Source organism: Polaromonas sp. OV174 (assembly GCF_900112285.1).
GTDB lineage: Bacteria > Pseudomonadota > Gammaproteobacteria > Burkholderiales > Burkholderiaceae_C > Polaromonas.
In genome coordinates this window covers 63,886-83,222 of record NZ_FOKZ01000005.1, presented here as the reverse complement: position 1 = coordinate 83,222, position 19,337 = coordinate 63,886, and the positions used below count along the sequence as shown (strand labels likewise).

Genomic DNA, 19,337 nt, shown 5'->3' with positions numbered 1-19,337 from the left:
TTATTCAGGGTAGGAAGCCGTCTCCCAGGCCGCCCGCAGCTTGGGGCTGACCTGGACGCCGTAGGGCTTGAACCACTTGTCAAAGATTTTGTCCGCCTCGCCGGACTTGAACATTTTCCCCATGGAGTGCGTCACTATCCACAGAAAGCCGGGGTTGTTCTTGGGCACCATGAAACCTTGCGGCGAATAGCCATATTCCGGGCCGACCACCGCCAGCGAGGATGGGTTCTTGGATTGCTTGATCAGGCTGAAGAAAGCGGCGTTGTCATTGAAATAGGCGTCGGCCCGACGGCTCTCCACGGCGATCAGTCCGGCGGCGTGGTCGTCGACGTTGACGATGCGCACATTCAGCTTGTTGGCCTCGATGATATGCTTCATCTCCGGCTCGCTGCTGCCGCCGGTGGCGATGGCCACGATCTTTCCATTGAGGTCTTCAAACTTTGAAATCTTGGAGTTCTTCAGGACCAGCAACTGACTGGCCGCCACATAGCTGACCGGTGAAAAATCGACCTGCTTGTTGCGGGCAAAAGTGTTGACCGTTCCGCCGCATTCGAGGTCTACCGTTCCGTTCGCCACCAGCGCCTGGCGGTTTTGAATGTTGACCGGCACATAGTTGATCTTGATTTGCGAGAGTTTCAGCTCGGTTTTCACCTCGTCGATGATGCGCAGACACATGTCTATCGAGTAGCCGGTCGGTTTCTTGTCCTCGCCCAGATACGAGGTCGGCATGAGCGTTTCGCGGTAGCCCACGGTGATCGTGTTGGTGGCCTGCAATTTTTTGATGACGCTGTCCACGTCTTGTGCCGCCGCCGAGAACCCAAGTGCCAGGCTTGCCGCACCCAATACCTTCACAAGATGTCGTTTCATCGCTGTCTCCTTTTTTGTTTCTCGCGATTGCCGAGAATTGTTAAAAAACCAACACTGCTCTTCGCTCGGCCTGGCTTGCGTCAACCGGCCGTGACCCATCAGGCGCACGCCTAATCGGCAGGCGTTAGCCGCGGCACCGTAGGCGATGGCCCCGTGCCTGGAATACCTATGCGCATCGACGTTCTCCTTTCTGTTTGAAAGAATTTTTTTGGATACGTGAACCGGTTTTCAGGCAATTTGAAAAATGCAATATATCGAACAAATGTTCCTATATTTTGAATTAAATCCAATATACAGAATATTCAAGTATGCTGCAAGACCTTGAAAAAATCTTTGCAGATCTTCCCTGATGTGGTCGCCAAGCGACAGGGATTTCGATCCGGCGTTGCAGTTTTCTCAGTTTTCAGCTTGCCATCGCTGCAGCTCGGATGAGCGCCCTTTTTAGGCATAAATCTGCCAATAAGCGGGGCTGAGGCGCGGGTGAATTCTGGCGCCCATCCAAACAGGCTTAAGCTGGCCAGCTGCGTTTTTTCGGCGCCGGTTTGATCCGGGACTGGCGCGCTTTCAAGGCGCTATCGAGCGCCAGTCTGGCCCAGGGCTTCATTAGCTCGGGCGAGTCCATGGCGTCTTCGGGGGCGCTATAGTGGTTCATGCTTTTGGCCACCTGCACGCCGTTTTGGCTGACGTTGTAGACAAAGCGCTGGCAGCCGGCGGCTTCAAACAGCGGCCGCGTGTCGAGGTCGGCCTTGAGCCACAGCTTTTCGCCCAGGCCCAGATCGGCCACCAGCGCAATGCTCAGTCCGCCGGTGCTGATGCCAAAGCCGCCAAACATGCGCCTGGCCGTGCACGGCCCCACGCTGGACAGCAGTTCACAGCAATACATCGCGAAGTCGTTGGTGGGCGTGGCCATGACGCCACCATAGCGCAAGCAGGGGCGGCGCGCCGTGCGCCGGGGCGATTGAATCGCTGCTGTTCAAGGTGTGTGGGCGCTCAAGTCCGATAAATCCTGTACTTGGCCGTTCAGGGTCTGGACGGCGTGGCGGCGCTGCGCGGCCGTGGTGCTGTTGTGCAGATCGGCCAGGACCGCGCAGGTCTGCCGCGCCATCTTGTCGCTGTAACGCCGGTAGGCCGGATCGGGCGAATGGCGGGTACGGTCCAGCAGCCCGTGCAGGGCCGCCTGCGTTGCCTGGGGCGAAGCCTGGCCCGCGATCAGCGGGCGCAAGGTTTGCAGCAGGTCCTGCTGGCGCCGTAGTCTTTCGGCATAGATCAGCCTGGCATCAAAGTGCGACTGCTCAATGTGCCGGCGGATGACGCTCAACTGTTTGTGGTCCAGCGGGCCATAGAGCACTTCGGCACGGCTGATCGCCTGTTGCAAGCGTCTGTCCTGCACATCCCGGGGCCTGGCTTCCAGAAAATCACTTTGGAAGTAGGCATTGCCCAGGGCGAACCGCTGCTCCAGCTGCACCAGTTGCTCGGCGCCCAGCGTGCCTGCCACTGCCGCGATGGCCGGCTGGGCCTGGTCGGCGAGCGCCACCCATTGGCGCTGCAGCTCCACCAACGGCGCGCAAGCCGCCCTGGCGTCCATGTCCGAAGGCATTTGCTGCTGCAGCTTTTGCAGGACGGCCATAGCACCCGGCAACTGGTTTTGCCGGTGCCAGGCCTGGAGCTTGGCTAGCGCGTCCTTGACTTGCAGGCTTTGCGCGTCGGTGAAGGCCAGTTGGCCGTCCAGATACCAGTAGGCAAAATCGGGCGCCTGGTTGTAGAGAACTTTCGTGGCGCCGCAGGCTTGCAACAGCCCGGCCAAAATCAGCAGGCCCAGGAGACCGATAATTCGTGTGCAACGGGTCCATTCAGCCAGCACGGCTGAGCGATTCACCATCAAAAAATTCACAGGAAATTTCATGGCAACCCCCATAGACGTCGTCATCATGGCCGCAGGCAAAGGCACGCGGATGAAAAGCAAGCTGCCCAAAGTCTTGCACCGATTGGGCGGCCGTGCCTTGCTGGCGCACGTTACCGACTGCGTGGCGCGGTTATCGGCGCACCAGGCGGTTGTTATCACCGGTCATGGTGCTATCGAAGTAGAAGCGGCTTGCGACCGTATGACGGGCGCTGCAGCCGATTTGAGCCTTAAATTTGCACGCCAGGAGCCGCAGCTGGGCACCGGCCACGCGGTGCAGCAGGCGCTGCCGCTGCTGGCGGACGAGGGCGTCACGCTGGTGCTGTCGGGTGATGTGCCGCTGACCCAGGCCGCCACCCTGAAGGCCTTGCTGGAGCAGTGTGACGGCCAGCGTCTGGCGCTGCTGACGCTGAGCATGGCCGACCCCACGGGCTATGGCCGAATCGTGCGCGCCGGTCCCGAAGCCTCGGCCCAGGTGCGCGCCATCGTTGAACACAAGGATGCCAGCGAGGCCCAGCGCGCCATCCAGGAAATCTACAGCGGCATCATGGCCGTGCCGACCCGCTTGCTGCGCGGCTGGCTGAGCCGTCTGGACAACCGGAATGCGCAAAACGAGTACTACCTGACCGACATCGTGAAATTTGCCGTGGAAGACGGCGTGGCCGTGGTGGCGCACCAGATCCTTGACGCCGCGCAAGTGGCCGGCGTCAACAGCCCGGTGCAACTGGCCGAGCTGGAGCGTGTCTATCAGCTGCGCCGGGCCACGGACTTGATGGAGCAGGGCGTACGCCTGGCCGACCCGGCGCGCTTCGATGTGCGCGGCCTGCTGTCCTGCGGCCAGGATGTCGAGATCGATGTGAACTGCATTTTTGAAGGCCAGGTCAGCCTGGGCGACGGCGTGCGCATTGGCGCTAACTGCGTGATTGCCAATGCCAGCATCGCCGCCGGCGCGGTGATTCATCCCTTCACCCACATCGACGGCGAAAAGCTGGGCGTGTCTGTGGGCGAGGGCGCGCTGATAGGCCCGTTTGCCCGGCTGCGGCCCGGCGCGCAGCTCGGTGCCGAGGTACATATAGGCAACTTTGTCGAGGTGAAAAACTCCACCCTGGCCAAGGGCGCCAAGGCCAACCATCTGGCCTACCTGGGCGACGCCACGGTGGGCGAGCGCGTCAACTACGGCGCCGGCAGCATCACCGCCAATTACGACGGCGCCAACAAGCACCGCACGGTGATCGAGGCCGACGTGCACATAGGCAGCAACTGCGTGCTGGTGGCGCCGGTCACGATAGGCGCGGGCGGCACCGTGGGCGGCGGCTCCACCATCACCAAAGACACGCCGCCGGGCGCCCTGAATGTGGCGCGCGGCAAGCAGATCAGCCTGCCCAACTGGAGCCGGCCGCAGAAGAAAAAGGCTTGATTTGCTATTGGTTTAATAGCTGGTAGCGCATGTGGAGTATGGGCTGCAGCCTGTTTTGATGCTCAAGAAAGCTCGTTTTTAGTCCTGAATCACCTCGCATAGGCCCGCGCAGCCAGCGTCTTGACGCCGTCAGACCGGCAAACCCTTGGCGCGCAGCAGCGCGCTGAAACGCTCCGGGTCTGAGGTGCCGGCGAGGTTGCTGGCGCGTATCAGCGCTTCTTTGGCCAAGTGCAGCTTGGCGCGCTGCAGCACCGTGGCGGCTTCGGCGGCGGGGATGGCGATGACGCCATCGGCGTCACCCAGCACCAGGTCGCCCGGCTGCACGACCAGGCCGGCGCAGGCCACCGGCACGTTGATCTCGCCCGGGCCTTCCTTGCTCGGGCCGCGGTGGGTGTGGCCGCGCGCAAACACCGGCAAGCCGCCTTCGGCCCATTCCAGGCGGTCGCGCAGCGCACCGTCGATCACCAGCCCGCCCAGCTGGCGCACCAGGCAGGTGGTGCGCATCAACCCGCCTATCAGCGCCTGCGTCAGGTCGCCGCCGCCGTCTATCACCAGCACGTCGCCGGGCTGCACCATCGTCAGCGCCTTGTGAATCATCAGGTTGTCGCCGGGCCGCACCCGCACGGTGAAGGCCGTGCCGCAGAGCACGGTGTCCAGGTTGCCGTGGTAGCCGTGCAGGCCGAGGGCGCCCACGCTGCGGCCCATGCAGTCGCCGGCCGTGGCCACGGGAATGGCGCGAAAGGCCTCGACCAGATCAGCGGGCAGGCTGTCTGCCCGCGGGTTGATGCGGTAGCCGGGCGGCCAGGTCGCGGCTGTGGTGCTTGATGGCGAGGTCGGTGTGGATGTCGTCATGGTGAATCCTGGTGGGGTAAATGGGGAAGCAGCTGCGCGTTGATGCAGGTGGCGGGGTCGGTCGGCAGGCCTTGCAAAAACGCCAGCACGCTGTGCGCGGCGCCGCGCGCCATGGCGTCCAGCGCGGCCGGGGTGGAGCCGCCCACATGCGGGGTCAGCACCACGTTGGGCAGCTGCAGCAGCGGGCTGTCCGCTGGCAGGGGTTCGGTGGCCATGGTGTCCAGCCCCGCCGCGCGCAGCTGGCCGCTTTGCAGCGCTGCTATCAGAGCCGCTTCGTCGACCACTTCGCCGCGTGCGGTGTTGATCAGGATGGCGCCGCGGCGCATGCGGGCCAGGCGCGCCGCGTCCATCAGCCCGCGCGTGGCGGCCGTCAGCGGCACATGCAGGCTTAGCACGTCGGCGGCCGCTATCACGGCGTCGGCCGATGGCAGCAGGCGAACGTCTTTCAAGCTGGCCGGCAATTCCGTTACACCCGGGTCAAACGCCAGCACCGGCATGCCCAGCGCCAGCGCCACGGCCGCCACCTTCTGGCCCACCTCGCCCAGGCCCAGCAGGCCCAGCGTGCGGCCGTGCAGCTCCAGCCCGTCTTGTGCGCGCGACCAGCGGCCGGCGCGCAACTCGGCATCCATCCAACTGATGCGGCGGGCCACCGCGAACATCAGGCCCAGCGTCATTTCCGCCACCGACTGCGCATTGGCTCCCGGCGTGACACAGACCGGAATGCCGCGCCGGGTGGCCGCCGCCACATCAATGTTGGAAACGCCCACGCCGTGTTTGCAGATGATGCGCAGCGTCGGGCAGGCCGCGATGTCGGCCGCCGTCAGCGCCACGGTGCGCGAGATCACCGCGTCTATGGCCTCGCTGGCCAGCAACTGGTGCACCGCCGCGCCGTCGCTGCCCTGCGGCAGGTAGAGCACGCGGCAACCGGCTTGCAACAGCAAATCCGCGCCGGCTGCGGCCAGGCTAGGCGCGGTGACGAAGATGGTGAAGCCGCGGTGAATTTGCGGAACTCCCGGGGTTTGCGGGGGGAGGATTGGTTCAGGCACGAGCATCACTCTATCTGGATCTTGGCCTGGCGCACCAGCTCGCCCCAACTGCGGTGCTCGCTGCGGATCAGCTCGGCAAACTGTTGCGTGCTGCGGCCGGTGGCGGCGCTGCTGCCTTCGGCGGCGAACTTGGCCAGCACCTCGGGTCGGGTCAGCACGCGGCTGACCTCGGCGTACATGCGCTCCAGGATGGCGGATGGAACACCCGTAGGCGCCACCAGGCCGGACCAGGTCTGCGCATCAAAGTTGGTAAAGCCCGACTCGGCCACGGTGGGTACTTCGGCCAGTGCCTGCAGGCGGGTCGGCGAGGTGACGGCCAGCGCGCGCAGGCTGCCACCCTTGACCTGGCCCAGCACCGAGATCGAATTGCCGATGTAAAAGTCCACATGGCCGGCGCGCAGGTCATTCACGGCCGGGCCGGCGCCCTTGTAAGGCACGTTCAGCAACTCGATGCCGGCCCGGCGCTCCAGCAGTTCTATGGTCAGGTGGCCCACGGTGCCGTTGCCGGCAAAGGCCACACGCATAGGCTCGCGGCGCTTTTTGGCTTCGGCCACCAGATCGTTCAGCGTGCGAAACGGTGACTCCGCCTTGACGGTCACGACCATGGGTTGCGAGGCGACCAGCGCAATCGGCGTCAGGTCCTTGAGCGGGTCAAACGGCATCTTGGCGTAGAGCGAGGGGTTGATCGCCAGGTTGGCGGTTTGGCCTATGCCAAAGGTATAGCCGTCGGGCAGCGCCTTGGCCACGGCATCCAGGCCGATGTTGCCGGCCGCGCCGGCGCGGTTTTCCACCACCAGCACCCAGCCCGTGGCGGTGGTGATTTTCTCGGCCAGCATACGGCCCAGAAAGTCGGCGCTGCCGCCAGGCGGGAAGGGCACGACCAGGCGAATCGGGCGCTGCGGCCAGGCGTTGGTCGGCTGGGCCCAGGCGCTGGGGGCGGCCAGTGTGGCAATAGAGGCGGCGCTTGCCGCGGCTAGAAAGGTGCGTCTATGAATCATGTTTGTCTCCTGGGGGCTTTTGAAGGCCGGTTTTTTTAAGGCTCGAGGGGCCGAGTCGGCGAATTGTGTAAGCTTGAATTCATTCCGTCTATTTCATAATATTCATTTAATTTTTTCTTTTGGTTATGAATTGCGCTCACTATGAACGTCAACCTGCGTGATCTAGGCTACTTTGAAGTGGTGGCCGAGCTTGGCCACCTGGGCCAGGCTGCCGAGCGGCTGGGGCGCTCGCAGCCGGCGCTCAGCAAGTGCATGCAGCGGTTGGAGGACTCTTTCGGCGCGCCGCTGTTCAGCCGCGCCGGGCGCGGCATACAGCTCACGGCCGTGGGCGAGGTGCTGCTGGCCAGGGCCAGGCTGCTGCGCAGCGCCTCGGAGGAAGCGCTGCGCGAAGTCAGCGATTTTGCGCAGGGCAATGCCGGCCATGTGCGCATTGGCAGCGGCCCGATTGCGGCCGACCATGTGCTGCCCACGCTGTGCCAGTTGTTGCTGTCGGAGGCGCCTAGCACCACCATAGACATCACCGTGGGCCCCAGCATGGCGCTGCGTGAGCAACTGCGGGAGGGCAGCATTGACCTGCTGATAGGCCTGGTGCCCACGCCCGACGCCCTGTTCCAGACCCACCCCCTGTTTGAGGATGCCGCCGTGGTGGCCGCCAGCCCCGATCACCCGGTGTTTGCGCTGCCGCAGGTCACGCTGCCGGCCTTGCTGGCCTATGGCTGGGCGTTGCCGGCGGCCTCGATTCCCAGCCGCCAGTGGCTGGATGCCGTGTTCCAGTCGCGCGGCTTGGCGCTGCCGCGGGTGCAGATCAGCGCCAATTCGATCCCGCTGCTGCCTGCGCTGATCCTGCGCACCGGTTTGCTGAGTTTTGTCTCGCGCCGCACGCTGGGCGGCGGCAGCCACGGCGTGCTCAAGGAAGTGCCGCTGCCTGACACCACGCTGCAGCGCACGCTGGGCGTGACCTATAGGCGCGACGGCTACCTCTCGCCCGCTGCGCGGCGGCTGCTGTCGCTGCTGCAGTCGCGCGGCGAAGGTTTGTTGGCCGATGCCGCCGCCCAGGGCGCTGTGCTGGTCTGATTCTTGGGTGGGTTTTTTCTATTTATTTAATAGCTTCTTGCGCTTGTTGTTATTGGGTTAGAAGCACTTTTGGCTTGAATTTTGCGCATTTGGTGCTGAAGAAGGTCTTCACATTGCGCACATTGGCATCGCTGGTAAACAGCCTTTGCGTCAGCGCCAGGTAGCGCGGCATGTCGGCCACATGCACCAGCAAAATGAAGTCCGGCCCCGGTGACACGCGGTAGCACTGCTGCACGGCGTCGTCCAGCACCACGCGGGCCTCAAAGGCTTCCAGGTGCTCGGCGCCCTGGCGGTCCAGCGTGATTTCGATCAGCGCGCTCAGGCCATGGCCCAGCACGGCGGCCAGCTTGTCGGTGCTGAGCAGGGCAATTTCACGTTCAATCAGCCCGGCATCGCGCAGCCGCTTGACGCGCCGCAAGCAGGTGGGCGGCGACACATGCACGCGCTCGGCCAGGTCCTGGTTGCTGAGGGACGCGTCATTTTGCAAGGCATCCAGCAGCTTGAGGTCTATGGCATCTATGGTTATTTCTTGCATTTTATTATTGTTTATGAAATTTAATTTTCCACGTGAACTATTGTGAAATTAAATTCCATTTTTAGCAAAATATCAATCACATTAAACGTCAGCTAGCACGTAGCATCGTCACCATTGTTTTCAGGAGTTGTTTATGTGCGGCATCGTTGCGTCGGTTTCTACGAGAAATATTGTTCCCATCCTGGTGCAGGGCTTGCAGCGGCTGGAGTACCGCGGCTATGACTCCTGCGGCGTGGCGGTTTACGCCGATGGCCTGAAGCGCGCCCGCAGCACCTCGCGCGTGGCCGAGCTGCAGCAGCAGGTCAACAACGAGCACATTGAAGGCGGCACCGGCATCGCCCATACCCGCTGGGCCACCCACGGCGCGCCCGCCGTGCACAATGCCCACCCGCATTTCAGCTACGGCAATGGCGCAGGCGGCGCCTCCCGCCCCGGCAAAGTGGCGCTGGTGCACAACGGCATCATTGAAAACCATGATGAGCTGCGCGCCGCTTTGCAGGCCAAAGGCTATGTATTTGACAGCCAGACCGACACCGAGGTCATCGTCCACTTGATGGACAGCCTGTACGACGGTGATTTGTTTGAGGCCCTGAAGGCCACCGTGGCGCAATTGCACGGGGCTTATGCCATCGCTGCCTTTTGCAAGGACGAGCCGCATCGCGTCGTCGGCGCGCGCGCCGGCTCGCCGCTGATTCTGGGCGTGGGCACGGACCATTCCGAGAACTTCCTGGCCAGCGATGCCATGGCACTGGCCGGCGTCACCGATCAGATCGTCTACCTGGAAGAGGGCGACCTGATCGATATGCAGCTGGGTAAATACTGGGTGCTGGACCGCCAGCAAAAGGCGGTGCAGCGCGAGGTGAAAACCGTGCACGCGCACAGCGGTGCCGCCGAGCTGGGTCCCTATCGCCACTACATGCAAAAGGAAATCTTCGAGCAGCCGCGCGCCATAGCCGACACGCTGGACGGTGTGGCCGGCATTGTTCCCGAGCTGTTTGGCGACGGTGCTTATCGCGTCTTCCAGGACATCGATTCGGTGCTGATTCTGGCCTGCGGCACCAGCTACTACAGCGGTTGCGCGGCCAAATACTGGCTGGAGTCCATCGCCAAAATCCCGACCCAGGTCGAAGTGGCCAGCGAATATCGCTACCGCGACTCGGTGCCCAATCCCAAAACCCTGGTGGTCACCATCACGCAAAGCGGTGAGACCGCCGACACGCTGGCCGCGTTGCGCCATGCGCAAGGCCTGGGCATGACGCACACGCTGACCATTTGCAACGTGGCCACGTCGGCCATGGTGCGCGAATGCAAGCTGGCTTACATCACGCGCGCCGGCGTTGAAATCGGCGTGGCATCGACCAAGGCCTTCACCACCCAATTGGCAGGCCTGTTCCTGCTCACGCTGGCACTGGCGCAAGCCAAGGGCCGACTGAGCGAGGAGCAAGAGTCCGCCCATCTCAAAGCCATGCGCCATCTGCCCGCCGCGCTGCAGGCCGTGCTGGCGCTGGAGCCGCAAGTCATCAGCTGGGCCGAAGACTTTGCCCGCATGGAAAACGCCCTCTTTCTGGGTCGTGGACTGCACTACCCGATTGCGCTGGAAGGCGCGCTCAAGCTCAAGGAAATCAGCTACATACACGCCGAGGCCTATCCGGCCGGTGAACTCAAACATGGCCCGCTGGCGCTGGTGACCAGTGCCATGCCAGTGGTGACGGTGGCGCCGAATGACGCGCTGCTGGAAAAGCTCAAGAGCAATATGCAGGAAGTGCGCGCCCGCGGCGGCGTGCTCTACGTGCTGGCCGATGCCGACAGTCGCATCGAGAGCAGCGAAGGCGTTCACGTCATCCGCATGCCCGAGCACTACGGCGCCCTGAGCCCGCTGCTGCATGTGGTGCCGTTGCAGCTGCTGGCTTATCACACAGCGCTTGCGCGGGGCACGGATGTGGACAAACCACGCAATCTTGCCAAGAGCGTGACCGTCGAGTGATTCGGGGGGAGGGTAATCCCTGTGATCGCCATGAATAAAGTCCGTCGGGTTAAATAAAAGTCCGTCGGACAATTTTTATAATGTGGAGATATGAGTCGTCTTAAGTACCACTTGAGCCGTCAATCTACAGTGTTCCTCTACGAGGGTTCCGCGTAATTAAAGTCGTATACACGGCTCCAGCATCGATGCGAGTTTGCCGGCCGTTGGAGTTTCGAGACGGACCTCTAAAGTCGTAAATACATGCTCGCCCCAAGGTGACGATGGGCCGCAATGCAGCGGTTGCTGTCGCTCAGCTCGGCCGACCGTACTCCCGCTGGCTGGCACCAAGCGGTCATTGGGTTCGGACGTTCGGCGCTTGTTTTGACGGCTGCTCCCCGAGGTAATGCGGCCGTAGCTCTCCTAGGTCCTGGCCCTCACCGCGTGAGCGACCGCTTCCTCCCTGCGTGACTTGGAAGTCCCGACCCAAAGCGAGTATTGGTGATTGACAGGCTCGAGATAGCCGCACGCAATGCGACCTTACGGCGACGTCACCCAGTCCCCGGCCTTGGACAATCACAGGGCGTCGATGAGTTACAGCTCCGATACAATTCCTCGGACAACAGCACACACATCAGCACAAGGGAAGGCGCTAACAGCAGCGGCAACAGCTGCGGTGGCGGGACGCATGGGAGCTGCACGAAAAAAGTCAAATCGCTTCGTCGGAATGGGCGGTGTCATGCCGGCCTCGGCGCAAGTCCTGCATTTCGAACCATCGCACTGGGAGCGGCTCATCGAGGCTGCGGTTCGTTTACGCCCGTTGGGACAAGGCAAGACCTACGCTCTTGTGAAGCGCCTGGGTGCAGCGAATGACAAAGGCCGCGACGTCGAGGCGCGGCTAGTACCGGAGCGAGAGCCCCGAAAGTGGGACCTGTACCAGGCGAAGCACTATGAGAACCCGCTGACGCCGAGCAACATATTTCCAGAGCTGGCGAAGTTCTTCAGGCACCTGGCGGCGGGGACCTACGTTCATCCCAGGCACTACCTCATCTGCGCCCCCCGCAGTGTGGGTAGCGACCTGTTCGACCTTCTCGCGAAGCCTGACGTCTTCAAGCAGCGCCTTCTCGCTGATTGGAAGACGGGCGAGACGGGTCTGCAGAAGCTGAAGGGCGACCTGACGCCGGCAGTTGAAGCGGTCGTCTCGAACTTCGACTTCAAGGACATCCGCGAATGCGAACTTCGCGACATCCTGGATTGGCACGCGCTAGACCGGTCAGACCACCACAAGCTCTTTGGCATCGTCGCTGAACGAATGGACGACCCACCTGCGCCGTCGACGCCAACCGCAGATGAGGCCAACTATATACAGGCTCTGCTGCAGGTGTATTCGGAGCTGAGCGGGAACACGCTCACGGTCGAAGCGCTGATGACCTCCTCAGAGTTCCGCGAACACTTCCTTGACCAGCGCACGACCTTTTACTGCGCCGAGGGTTTGAAGACATTCAGCCGTGACCTATACGGTGAACATGAGTTCTTTAACCTGCTCGACATGGTCCGAACAGGCATTCGCTCATCCGTCAACAGCCCCAGGCACACCAATGGTCTGGATAGGTTGGAAGCAGGCTTGGCCAGCGCGCAGGGACTGAAAGTCAACGACAGCGTTCTCTCGCCTCGCCTCCGGCCAGGAGACCTGCCCGGTTCGTGCCACCACCTTGCCAACCAGAAGAAGCTGAAATGGGTCAAGTGAAGCGCACGCCTCTCCCCGTCTTCAACTCGCCGCTCGAGCTCGGCTTGAGGATGGTGTATCTGCTGCAGGCACTTTCGCCGCAAGGAGCCGACCTGCAGAAGCTCGTGCTGTTGGACTATGCCGTTGTCTATTCAGCGGACCTCGATGGTCCTTCGAGCCTTCACACGCCCATCCCATTCCGCGGCGCGGAACTGCTGAGTCGGCGGGAACTCATCGAGCGAGGTCTGCATTTGATGAGCACTCGCGGGCTGGTGACTGCTGCCTGGACTGAAGACGGAATCACCTACTACGCTGGCGAGACCGCTCGGATTTTGACCACGTCTCTCACTTCTCAGTATTTGCGTGATCTGGATCTTCGCTGCCATTGGGCGGCCGAGCACTTTGGTTCCTCGGACTCCAGCGAGTTGACCGATGAGTTCAACGCCAGTGGTCATCTTTGGGGCGCCGAGATTGAAGTTGTTGTACGTCACAGCTAAGCACAATGAGCATCGTTCTTCTCAAACTTTCCTCCCACGGGCCTGATAAGCCCGATGTGGAAATCGACTTCCATCCCAAGCGACGTGTTGTCGTTGGCCCCAGCGACACGGGTAAGTCGTATATCCATGGATGCCTCTGGTACTTGCTTGGAGGGGATGCTCCTGACAGCACCTTCCCGCAGGCCCAGGGCTATCAGGAACTCAGGCTTCGATTCCTCGCTGGCGACGTCGAGTACGAAGTCCGGCGAGGCATCAATGGCGGCTCGGCCGCAATTTGGTCCCGGGCCGATGGTAACGAAGAGCCCCTCGCGTTCGGGGCCGTAGAACGAGACCTGGGCGAGCTAATCGTCGAGCTCTCCGGTGCCGCAGGGAAGCAGCTTCTTCGGAATCAGAGCGAACGAGGCCCGGTCACCGGTGATGACATCCGGCATTGGGCACTTTGGTCCCAGACCGAGGTCCCAGCCAACTTCGCAACCAGTGGCGTCGGGTATGCAACGCCCAAGCGCATTTCATCGTTCAATTTGTTCCTAACTGGGAACGACGATGCGGCCATCCAGGTCACCAAGACCAAGGCGGAGGTCGAGCGCATCAAGGGGCAGCTCACGTCGGCCGAAGCGGCACTTGAACGAGTCAAGGCGGGTCTTCCAAGCGATGTGAAGCGCGAGGATGTGGCCGAAGCAATCGAGCGCGTTGACGCGACGCTTGCGGCCATGACAAGTCAGTACGAAGCGCGGGCAACGAAGCTGAAGGAGCTTCGAAGGGAGTTTGCTGATACCGCCGAGGAGCATGCGATTGCGGAAAACCGGCGAAACCACGCTCATTCAATGATTGGCAGGTTCCAGCTGCTCGACGAGAAGTACGCGAATGACCTGTCGCGGCTAGGAGCCAGCAACGAAGGTGCCGCGTTCTTCGAAGCCTTGCCGGAGGTAGCGTGCCCCCTCTGTGGCACTAGCATCGCTGCCCAGCAAGGGCACCACGACCACCCGCAGCCCATGCCGAGGGACTACCAGCTAGCCATCAAGGCTGAAGCAGATAAGATTCAGTCTCTTCGCCGCGGACTGCTTGTGGCGCTCGAGCGCGAACGCGATCGGTTTTCTGAGTTCCGAGCAGAGGCAAAAAGACTTGGCGGAAACCTGAACGCGCTCCAAAACCGCGAAGCGGTCGTCGTCAACGGCGCTCGCATTGAGTTCACTGGGGATCCAAAGACACTGGCGCTACGGCGTAGCGACCTCGCTGCACAGCTCGGCATCTTCGACGAGATTGAGCGCCTGGGGGCCGAAATTGCTCGCCTCGAAAAATTCAAAGTGCGCAAGCGCGTGAACGTCACGCGCGATGGGGGGGCACACGGCCGTGCAGTGGCGGACTGTGCAAAGGCTCTCTTAGAAGACTGGGGCCTTACTGACATCAAAAACGTCTCGCTCGATGCTGGCGAATGCGACCTCGTCATCAATGACCGCTCACGCCTTAGCTACGGCGCTGGGCTACGGTCTCTGTATCTGGCGTCACTGGTCATCGCTCTGATGGAGTACGCCGTCGAGCATGAGCACCCGCACCTCGGCGTCGTTGTCTTGGACTCACCGCTGAAACCGTACGCGGACCCCAAGCGCACCGAATCCCCGGACGTGGAGCTCAGCACTGTTCGTGAGAAGTTTTACCGCTGGTTGTCCGACTGGGCAGGGTACGGGCAAATCGTCGTGCTTGAAAACGAAGAGGTTCCAAATTCGCTCACGGATGCACTCAAGCCCATCGTTTTTACCAAGAATCCAGCTCTCGGTCGGGCTGGGTTTTATCCGTATCAAGAATTGCCAGAGTCTGCCGACGATGCGCAGTCAGATATGAAGTTAGACGAGCCGCGCGGAGATTCGTCACTCCAGCAGGACGACGGCAGCGACCTCTCGTCGCTCGCTGATTAGGACCACAAGGGCAAATAGAGCAAGAAGGTTGGCACTTGAACATTAAATTCTCGGTCGTTGATTCGTGGGCCTTATTGCCGCGAGAGGGACGTCTACATGCCTATCTCATAGTCGACCGTTGGGATGACTGGTTCAGCTTCCAGACCATGTACAGCCTACATGTGTTTGACGATAAGGGCACCCGTCACGGCATCGGGTCGGTGAAGATTGGCCAAGCCGGGCTGAAGTCGGCGAGCGCGACACAGGGCGTTCCGCCGATTCCGGGAACCCGAGTCCCGCAGCTGCCCGCCGCATTTCCCGCGCTCGACGGCAACCACTTTTTCTCTCTTGGGCAGACCGAGGACTATTACTCGTCGCTCAGAACACTTCCGGCCGCACTGTGCGAAGCCGTCCTGACAGGCCTATGCGATTGCGCGTTCAACCCGCGCATCTTCGACCGCTACATCAACGAGTCGGTCATGTCGGTATCTCTACTCCGCGATGTGAGAGCCGAAAACGTTCGCAACCGGCTCAATAAGCTTGCTCATGGCAACGAGGAGCTCACACGGTTCCAGTTCCAGTACACGCTGCCAGTGGCTCCAGTAGAGCCCGGACAGATTTTCCCGCCCGCGCCACCCACGCTTACGTTCCACGTCGAGCCCAACTCGTTCCCGCCGACGAACGTGCACGTCCTGGTTGGGCGCAACGGGGCCGGCAAGACCCGGTGCATCCAGTCGCTCGTAAATGCCGTGCTGCAGAAGCCGAACGGAAAGACCGCCCCAGGTCTGCTCCGGAAGCTCGGGAACAACGTCGACCAATGGGACTTCGCAGGTCTGGTCTCCGTCTCCTTCAGCGTGTTCGACGAGTTTGAACCACCGCCATCAGCGGCGACGCTGAAAATTCGCGCTGGCTTCATCGGGCTTCGTACGATGGAGGAGCGAGATGGGCAGATCCAGGAAACCCTGATGACGAAGCCCGGTCTTGCGAACGACTTCGTCAAGTCCTTCTCCAAGTGCCGCGACGAGCCGCGCCTAACTCGTTGGACACGAGCTATCCGAACACTTTCGACGGACCCGCTGTTCGCCGAGGTGGATGTGGAGCGGTTCTTGGAGGTCACAGGGGATGGCTGGGAGGAAGCCGTAGCTCATGCGTATGGAAAGCTCAGCTCCGGGCATTCAATTGTTCTTTTGACGATCACCCGGCTCGTCGAGCTGGTCGAGCAGAACACGCTGGTTGTCCTGGACGAGCCCGAAGGTCATCTCCATCCTCCGCTACTTTCTGCGTTCATTCGCGCAGTATCCGACCTCTTGGTTTCGAGGAACGGCGTAGCGCTCATCTCCACGCACTCGCCAGTGGTACTCCAAGAGGTGCCGATGAGCTGCGTGTGGGTCCTTCAACGCACTAGGACCTATGCAACCGTCCAGCGGCCTACCACTGAAACGTTCGGCGAGAGTGCAGGCGTCCTTACCCGAGAAGTGTTCGGCCTCGAGGTGAGCCACTCAGGCTTTCATCAGATGGTCGCTTCAGCGGCCAATCAGCCAGGCCGCACCTTCGAGCAGGTTACGCAACAGTTCAGTCATCAGCTTGGCTCCGAAGCCAGAACGCTTGCGCGGAGCTTGGTCGCTCTGCGAGGAAACTGAGGTTTGGCGCTTTGAAGAAGCTCGCTCTTCCAGCGTTCAACGCCGACTACACCGTCCACACTTGCGCTGCAGGGATCACCATCCCTGACCGAGCTCAGGCGCTGACGGGTGCGTTGCCTGTCATCAATGCCGCTGAGTCGCAATATCTCGGCCTGGCGCCGCTCGGCGAGCTCTTCAAGATTCAGTCGACAGATGGAGTGACGCCGCTGCTGACCACTGCTCTCATGGGGGTCATCTACAAAAGCCATTTCGTACGCAGCGCAGCTACTCGCGCCTTGTATGACGCGATTCGTTCGGCACCAGCCCATCAAATCTGTCCGCTATGCGGTCAACGCATCGTGGGAAGTGTGGACCACTATCTTCCTCAGACACTCCATCCGGCATTCAATCTGACGCCGGCCAACTTGGTCCCTTCGTGCCTGGACTGCAACAAGGCCAAACTCGCAAAGGTTGCGACCAAGGCGGAGGAGCAGACTTTCCATCCGTACTTCGATGACCTCGGGACGGAGCGGTGGCTCATGGTCCAGGTCCAGCCAACCTCGCCTCCGGCTATCGTGTTCTGGGTGCGTCCGTCGGCAGCGTGGACTGCCGTACTCGCGCAACGCGTCCAGCATCACTTCAACGTCGTGGGCCTCGCTGTCCTCTATGCCGCGCAAGCGGCCAGCGAACTGGCAGACATTTCGTATGGTCTAACAGAAATTGGAAAGGCTTCTGGGCCTCAGGCCGTTCGAGAGCATCTCCATGACGAGTTCAAGAGCCGCGACGCGCGGGACCCGAACTCTTGGAAGACGGCGCTCTACGAAGGGCTCAGAGACTCAGATTGGTTCTGCCAGTTCGGCTATCTGCATATCGAGGCAAAGCCCTGACAGCAGTCATGCGAGCCGCCACTGGACGATTGTCGGGTGTCGGATGTACCGGTCGCTCGGAGGTCTGCCGGCGAATGACCCTGACCAGCCTTCAGCGGGTACTCAGAACCACGCGTCTAACGGCTCGGTGTCGGGTCGGCCGCGATCTGCTATTTTCTAACTTGCTACAAAAATGCCTTATGGTAAGTTGCCTTGCCTAACTTGTTCAATCCTCTTGATGGCAGTAATGCTCATTCATTTAGAGGATGCAATTTCCGGTATCGCAAGTGATCAATGCCTAAAGCCGAGGCATATTCCGGTTTCACAAATTCGAATATTGCTTCATATGGAACTTGCGCTTCCTGGGGCCCCGCCGCATATGCGGATACGTGATACGGCGCGAATAAGATTTCAAGTGTGTTTTCTCGAAAGACAAACGACGAGAAGTCATCGATGGCTTCAGTTCCTCTATGGACGTGGTCCTTGTCTAGATAGTTATTGCCTTGCTCGTCCTTGGACGACTCCAGCAAGCTATCTCTAGCCAATTTCTGCAGCACTGGGAAAGCATCTTTCACATTGACGAAAATGTCCCGTAGAGAGGCAATCTGACACATCGGCTCCAGGGCGAAAGCGTAGGTCTTGTAATAGTGATTTCCGTGAGCTGCCCCTGCCCAATAGCCGTGGAAGGAGTAGATGATGGAGACCACGCGCCCCTTGCTGATGGGATCCCCAAAATAGGCCTCTAGGGTGTTAGTGCGGCGGAATTTGTCCTGCCCATAGTTGTACAGATTCGGCGATTGGTTCAGTTTGATTGATCTGCACTCCAAAAGAACCCGAAGCAGGTCTCCCTTGATGATGGGGTTGACATCCACAACGGCCGGGTATTTCTCCGATCTGAGCTCCGGCAGGTGAAGGGTCACCTCATAACCTGGTAACCCATCCCACTCTTCCTTCCTTACACTCGATGACCAGGAGAAGTCTTGGTCCTTTTGAGCCTTGCTGATCTTCACGCCACGTTTGCCAATCTGGAAGATGACGGCATCAGTCAACTCGCTCATGAAGTTAGGGCTGCTAGCCCGAATGCATTGAATGCCTTTCACGTCGTCCGGTATATCAATATCATCGTCCAGTAGCATAGGGATTAGATAGATGTCATCGATGAGCTTTTCCTTGAGCTTATCGACGGCCTCCTTCATCTCCCGTTGCACATAGCCCCTCCGGGTGACCGAATTTCTCGACAAGAACGTGACCACGAACTCGGACTTTTCTTGAGCTCGCTTGATTTCAAAATCCCAGTTCTGGCCCGCCTTCAATCGAAAGCAGTCCATCCATACGCTAAATCCCTGGCGGTCTAGTTCTTCATAAAAAGGCTTTACGCGGTCTTGGTCCTTATTGGCGTAACTAAAGAAAACCAGCGGTTGCTCATGATCGGTCATTGGTAAAGTTCCTAATCAAAATCCGTCAGGTAAGCATGCGACTCTGTCATTCCGGAAAGAAGTCCCGGATGTCAGCAAATCCTCGTAGGCGAGAACTCACCACTATTTCGTCATAGGCCTGCCGTGCCCCGCCTATTTGAAGGAGGCTCATTTCCCCCTCATTAGATCGTTCTGGATGGCACCAATACGCACTTGTGTCGAATGAGTAGTGAGCGCGGCAAGCGTAGGGACGCGCTTCATAGACCGAACAGGCCTCCTCCACGAGGAAGGGGCATGGAACCCCTGAAAATTCCTCTTCTGGATGGCGAACTGGGTGTTTAACCGCAGCCATGGTTTTTCCAGAAACCACTGAGAGTCGTTCAGCCTCGATGACTGAAATGCTGACATTCATCTTGCAGCAGTCTGAGCAGCCCTTACCGCAGGCAACATAAGGCTTCACGGCCTGACTGAGCTCTGTCATCAAGGAGTATATTTTTCCAAGTTTGGACTTGGCAGATGAGTTGTCGCGCCGGAGTTGCTCTGCAATCACATCATCTCGAGTATCCAGGTCCTTGGGCATAGCTGACAAGAATTCGGTTAACCTCGACCGAGCACGCGCTTTCGCTTCTTCAAACGCTGACGAATTTTCAGGAACGGAGTTGTCTTTCATGGC

17 protein-coding genes are annotated in these 19,337 nt (G+C 60.5%); 8 read left to right on the top strand and 9 right to left on the bottom strand.

Features of this window, described 5'->3' with window-relative positions; genetic code table 11:
- From BM160_RS06415 to BM160_RS06405, 3 genes are all read right to left on the bottom strand, one after another.
- Window positions 1-867, bottom strand: coding sequence for an amino acid ABC transporter substrate-binding protein (locus tag BM160_RS06415; RefSeq protein WP_177218938.1), 867 nt, complete (start codon window positions 865-867; stop codon window positions 1-3).
- Window positions 868-1,375: 508 nt separating this feature from the next.
- Window positions 1,376-1,777: a TfoX/Sxy family protein gene (locus BM160_RS06410; RefSeq protein WP_092002633.1), complete on the bottom strand. Its 402-nt coding sequence runs from the start codon at window positions 1,775-1,777 to the stop codon at window positions 1,376-1,378.
- A 63-nt stretch (window positions 1,778-1,840) separates the two neighbouring features.
- Window positions 1,841-2,770, bottom strand: coding sequence for a DUF6279 family lipoprotein (locus BM160_RS06405; RefSeq protein WP_255368689.1), 930 nt, complete (start codon window positions 2,768-2,770; stop codon window positions 1,841-1,843).
- On the opposite strand from BM160_RS06405, the gene glmU reads away from it, so the two are divergent.
- Complete coding sequence (gene glmU, locus BM160_RS06400; protein WP_092002307.1) at window positions 2,769-4,184, top strand: bifunctional UDP-N-acetylglucosamine diphosphorylase/glucosamine-1-phosphate N-acetyltransferase GlmU; 1,416 nt, start codon at window positions 2,769-2,771, stop codon at window positions 4,182-4,184. The two genes, BM160_RS06405 and glmU, sit on opposite strands and share 2 nt — an antisense overlap.
- Window positions 4,185-4,313: 129 nt before the next feature.
- Here glmU and BM160_RS06395 read toward each other — a convergent pair whose 3' ends face one another.
- From BM160_RS06395 to BM160_RS06385, 3 genes are read right to left on the bottom strand one after another with little or no spacing between them, the layout of a single operon-like run.
- Window positions 4,314-5,036 (bottom strand): RraA family protein, encoded by a 723-nt coding sequence (locus BM160_RS06395; protein WP_092002304.1) that lies wholly within the window; start codon window positions 5,034-5,036, stop codon window positions 4,314-4,316.
- Window positions 5,033-6,082 (bottom strand): NAD(P)-dependent oxidoreductase, encoded by a 1,050-nt coding sequence (locus BM160_RS06390; protein WP_255368688.1) that lies wholly within the window; start codon window positions 6,080-6,082, stop codon window positions 5,033-5,035. Before BM160_RS06390 ends, BM160_RS06395 begins: the two co-directional genes overlap by 4 nt.
- A 5-nt stretch (window positions 6,083-6,087) precedes the next feature.
- On the bottom strand, window positions 6,088-7,080 hold the full coding sequence (locus tag BM160_RS06385) for a Bug family tripartite tricarboxylate transporter substrate binding protein (protein ID WP_092002298.1): 993 nt from the start codon (window positions 7,078-7,080) through the stop codon (window positions 6,088-6,090).
- 141 nt (window positions 7,081-7,221) lie between these two features.
- On the opposite strand from BM160_RS06385, the gene BM160_RS06380 reads away from it, so the two are divergent.
- Window positions 7,222-8,154: a LysR family transcriptional regulator gene (locus tag BM160_RS06380; protein WP_092002295.1), complete on the top strand. Its 933-nt coding sequence runs from the start codon at window positions 7,222-7,224 to the stop codon at window positions 8,152-8,154.
- A 49-nt stretch (window positions 8,155-8,203) separates the two neighbouring features.
- Here the strand turns inward: BM160_RS06380 and BM160_RS06375 are convergent, their stop codons facing one another.
- A complete protein-coding gene (locus BM160_RS06375) occupies window positions 8,204-8,689 on the bottom strand; it encodes an Lrp/AsnC family transcriptional regulator (RefSeq protein WP_092002292.1) in 486 nt (161 codons plus the stop codon).
- Between the two features lie 133 nt (window positions 8,690-8,822).
- Between BM160_RS06375 and glmS the strand changes: the two genes are divergently transcribed.
- From glmS to BM160_RS06345, 6 genes are all read left to right on the top strand, one after another.
- Window positions 8,823-10,673, top strand: coding sequence for a glutamine--fructose-6-phosphate transaminase (isomerizing) (gene glmS, locus BM160_RS06370; RefSeq protein ID WP_092002289.1), 1,851 nt, complete (start codon window positions 8,823-8,825; stop codon window positions 10,671-10,673).
- A 664-nt stretch (window positions 10,674-11,337) separates the two neighbouring features.
- A complete protein-coding gene (locus tag BM160_RS06365; RefSeq protein WP_092002286.1) occupies window positions 11,338-12,396 on the top strand; it encodes an ABC-three component system protein in 1,059 nt (352 codons plus the stop codon).
- Window positions 12,393-12,872: an ABC-three component system middle component 2 gene (locus BM160_RS06360; protein WP_255368686.1), complete on the top strand. Its 480-nt coding sequence runs from the start codon at window positions 12,393-12,395 to the stop codon at window positions 12,870-12,872. Before BM160_RS06365 ends, BM160_RS06360 begins: the two co-directional genes overlap by 4 nt.
- Before the next feature lie 5 nt (window positions 12,873-12,877).
- Entirely contained in the window at window positions 12,878-14,785 is a 1,908-nt protein-coding gene (locus BM160_RS06355; protein WP_177218937.1) for a hypothetical protein, read from the top strand.
- A 35-nt stretch (window positions 14,786-14,820) separates the two neighbouring features.
- Window positions 14,821-16,404 (top strand): AAA family ATPase, encoded by a 1,584-nt coding sequence (locus tag BM160_RS06350; RefSeq protein ID WP_218156592.1) that lies wholly within the window; start codon window positions 14,821-14,823, stop codon window positions 16,402-16,404.
- A gap of 11 nt (window positions 16,405-16,415) precedes the next feature.
- Window positions 16,416-17,270 (top strand): HNH endonuclease, encoded by an 855-nt coding sequence (locus BM160_RS06345; RefSeq protein WP_092002280.1) that lies wholly within the window; start codon window positions 16,416-16,418, stop codon window positions 17,268-17,270.
- A 230-nt stretch (window positions 17,271-17,500) separates the two neighbouring features.
- Here the strand turns inward: BM160_RS06345 and BM160_RS06340 are convergent, their stop codons facing one another.
- A complete protein-coding gene (locus tag BM160_RS06340) occupies window positions 17,501-18,685 on the bottom strand; it encodes a TIR domain-containing protein (RefSeq protein WP_092002276.1) in 1,185 nt (394 codons plus the stop codon).
- A gap of 46 nt (window positions 18,686-18,731) precedes the next feature.
- Complete coding sequence (locus BM160_RS06335; protein ID WP_092002273.1) at window positions 18,732-19,334, bottom strand: YkgJ family cysteine cluster protein; 603 nt, start codon at window positions 19,332-19,334, stop codon at window positions 18,732-18,734.
- Between the last annotated feature and the right edge of the window lie 3 nt (window positions 19,335-19,337).

Coding starts and splice junctions, on each gene's coding strand:
- BM160_RS06405 (WP_255368689.1), bottom strand. CDS start 2,770: ATGAAATTTCCTGTGAATTTTTTGATGGTGAATCGCTCAGCCGTGCTG.
- BM160_RS06385 (WP_092002298.1), bottom strand. CDS start 7,080: ATGATTCATAGACGCACCTTTCTAGCCGCGGCAAGCGCCGCCTCTATT.
- BM160_RS06340 (WP_092002276.1), bottom strand. CDS start 18,685: ATGACCGATCATGAGCAACCGCTGGTTTTCTTTAGTTACGCCAATAAG.
- BM160_RS06355 (WP_177218937.1), top strand. CDS start 12,878: ATGAGCATCGTTCTTCTCAAACTTTCCTCCCACGGGCCTGATAAGCCC.
- glmS (WP_092002289.1), top strand. CDS start 8,823: ATGTGCGGCATCGTTGCGTCGGTTTCTACGAGAAATATTGTTCCCATC.
- BM160_RS06410 (WP_092002633.1), bottom strand. CDS start 1,777: ATGGCCACGCCCACCAACGACTTCGCGATGTATTGCTGTGAACTGCTG.
- BM160_RS06335 (WP_092002273.1), bottom strand. CDS start 19,334: ATGAAAGACAACTCCGTTCCTGAAAATTCGTCAGCGTTTGAAGAAGCG.
- BM160_RS06415 (WP_177218938.1), bottom strand. CDS start 867: ATGAAACGACATCTTGTGAAGGTATTGGGTGCGGCAAGCCTGGCACTT.
- BM160_RS06380 (WP_092002295.1), top strand. CDS start 7,222: ATGAACGTCAACCTGCGTGATCTAGGCTACTTTGAAGTGGTGGCCGAG.
- BM160_RS06365 (WP_092002286.1), top strand. CDS start 11,338: ATGGGAGCTGCACGAAAAAAGTCAAATCGCTTCGTCGGAATGGGCGGT.
- BM160_RS06395 (WP_092002304.1), bottom strand. CDS start 5,036: ATGACGACATCCACACCGACCTCGCCATCAAGCACCACAGCCGCGACC.
- glmU (WP_092002307.1), top strand. CDS start 2,769: ATGGCAACCCCCATAGACGTCGTCATCATGGCCGCAGGCAAAGGCACG.
- BM160_RS06375 (WP_092002292.1), bottom strand. CDS start 8,689: ATGCAAGAAATAACCATAGATGCCATAGACCTCAAGCTGCTGGATGCC.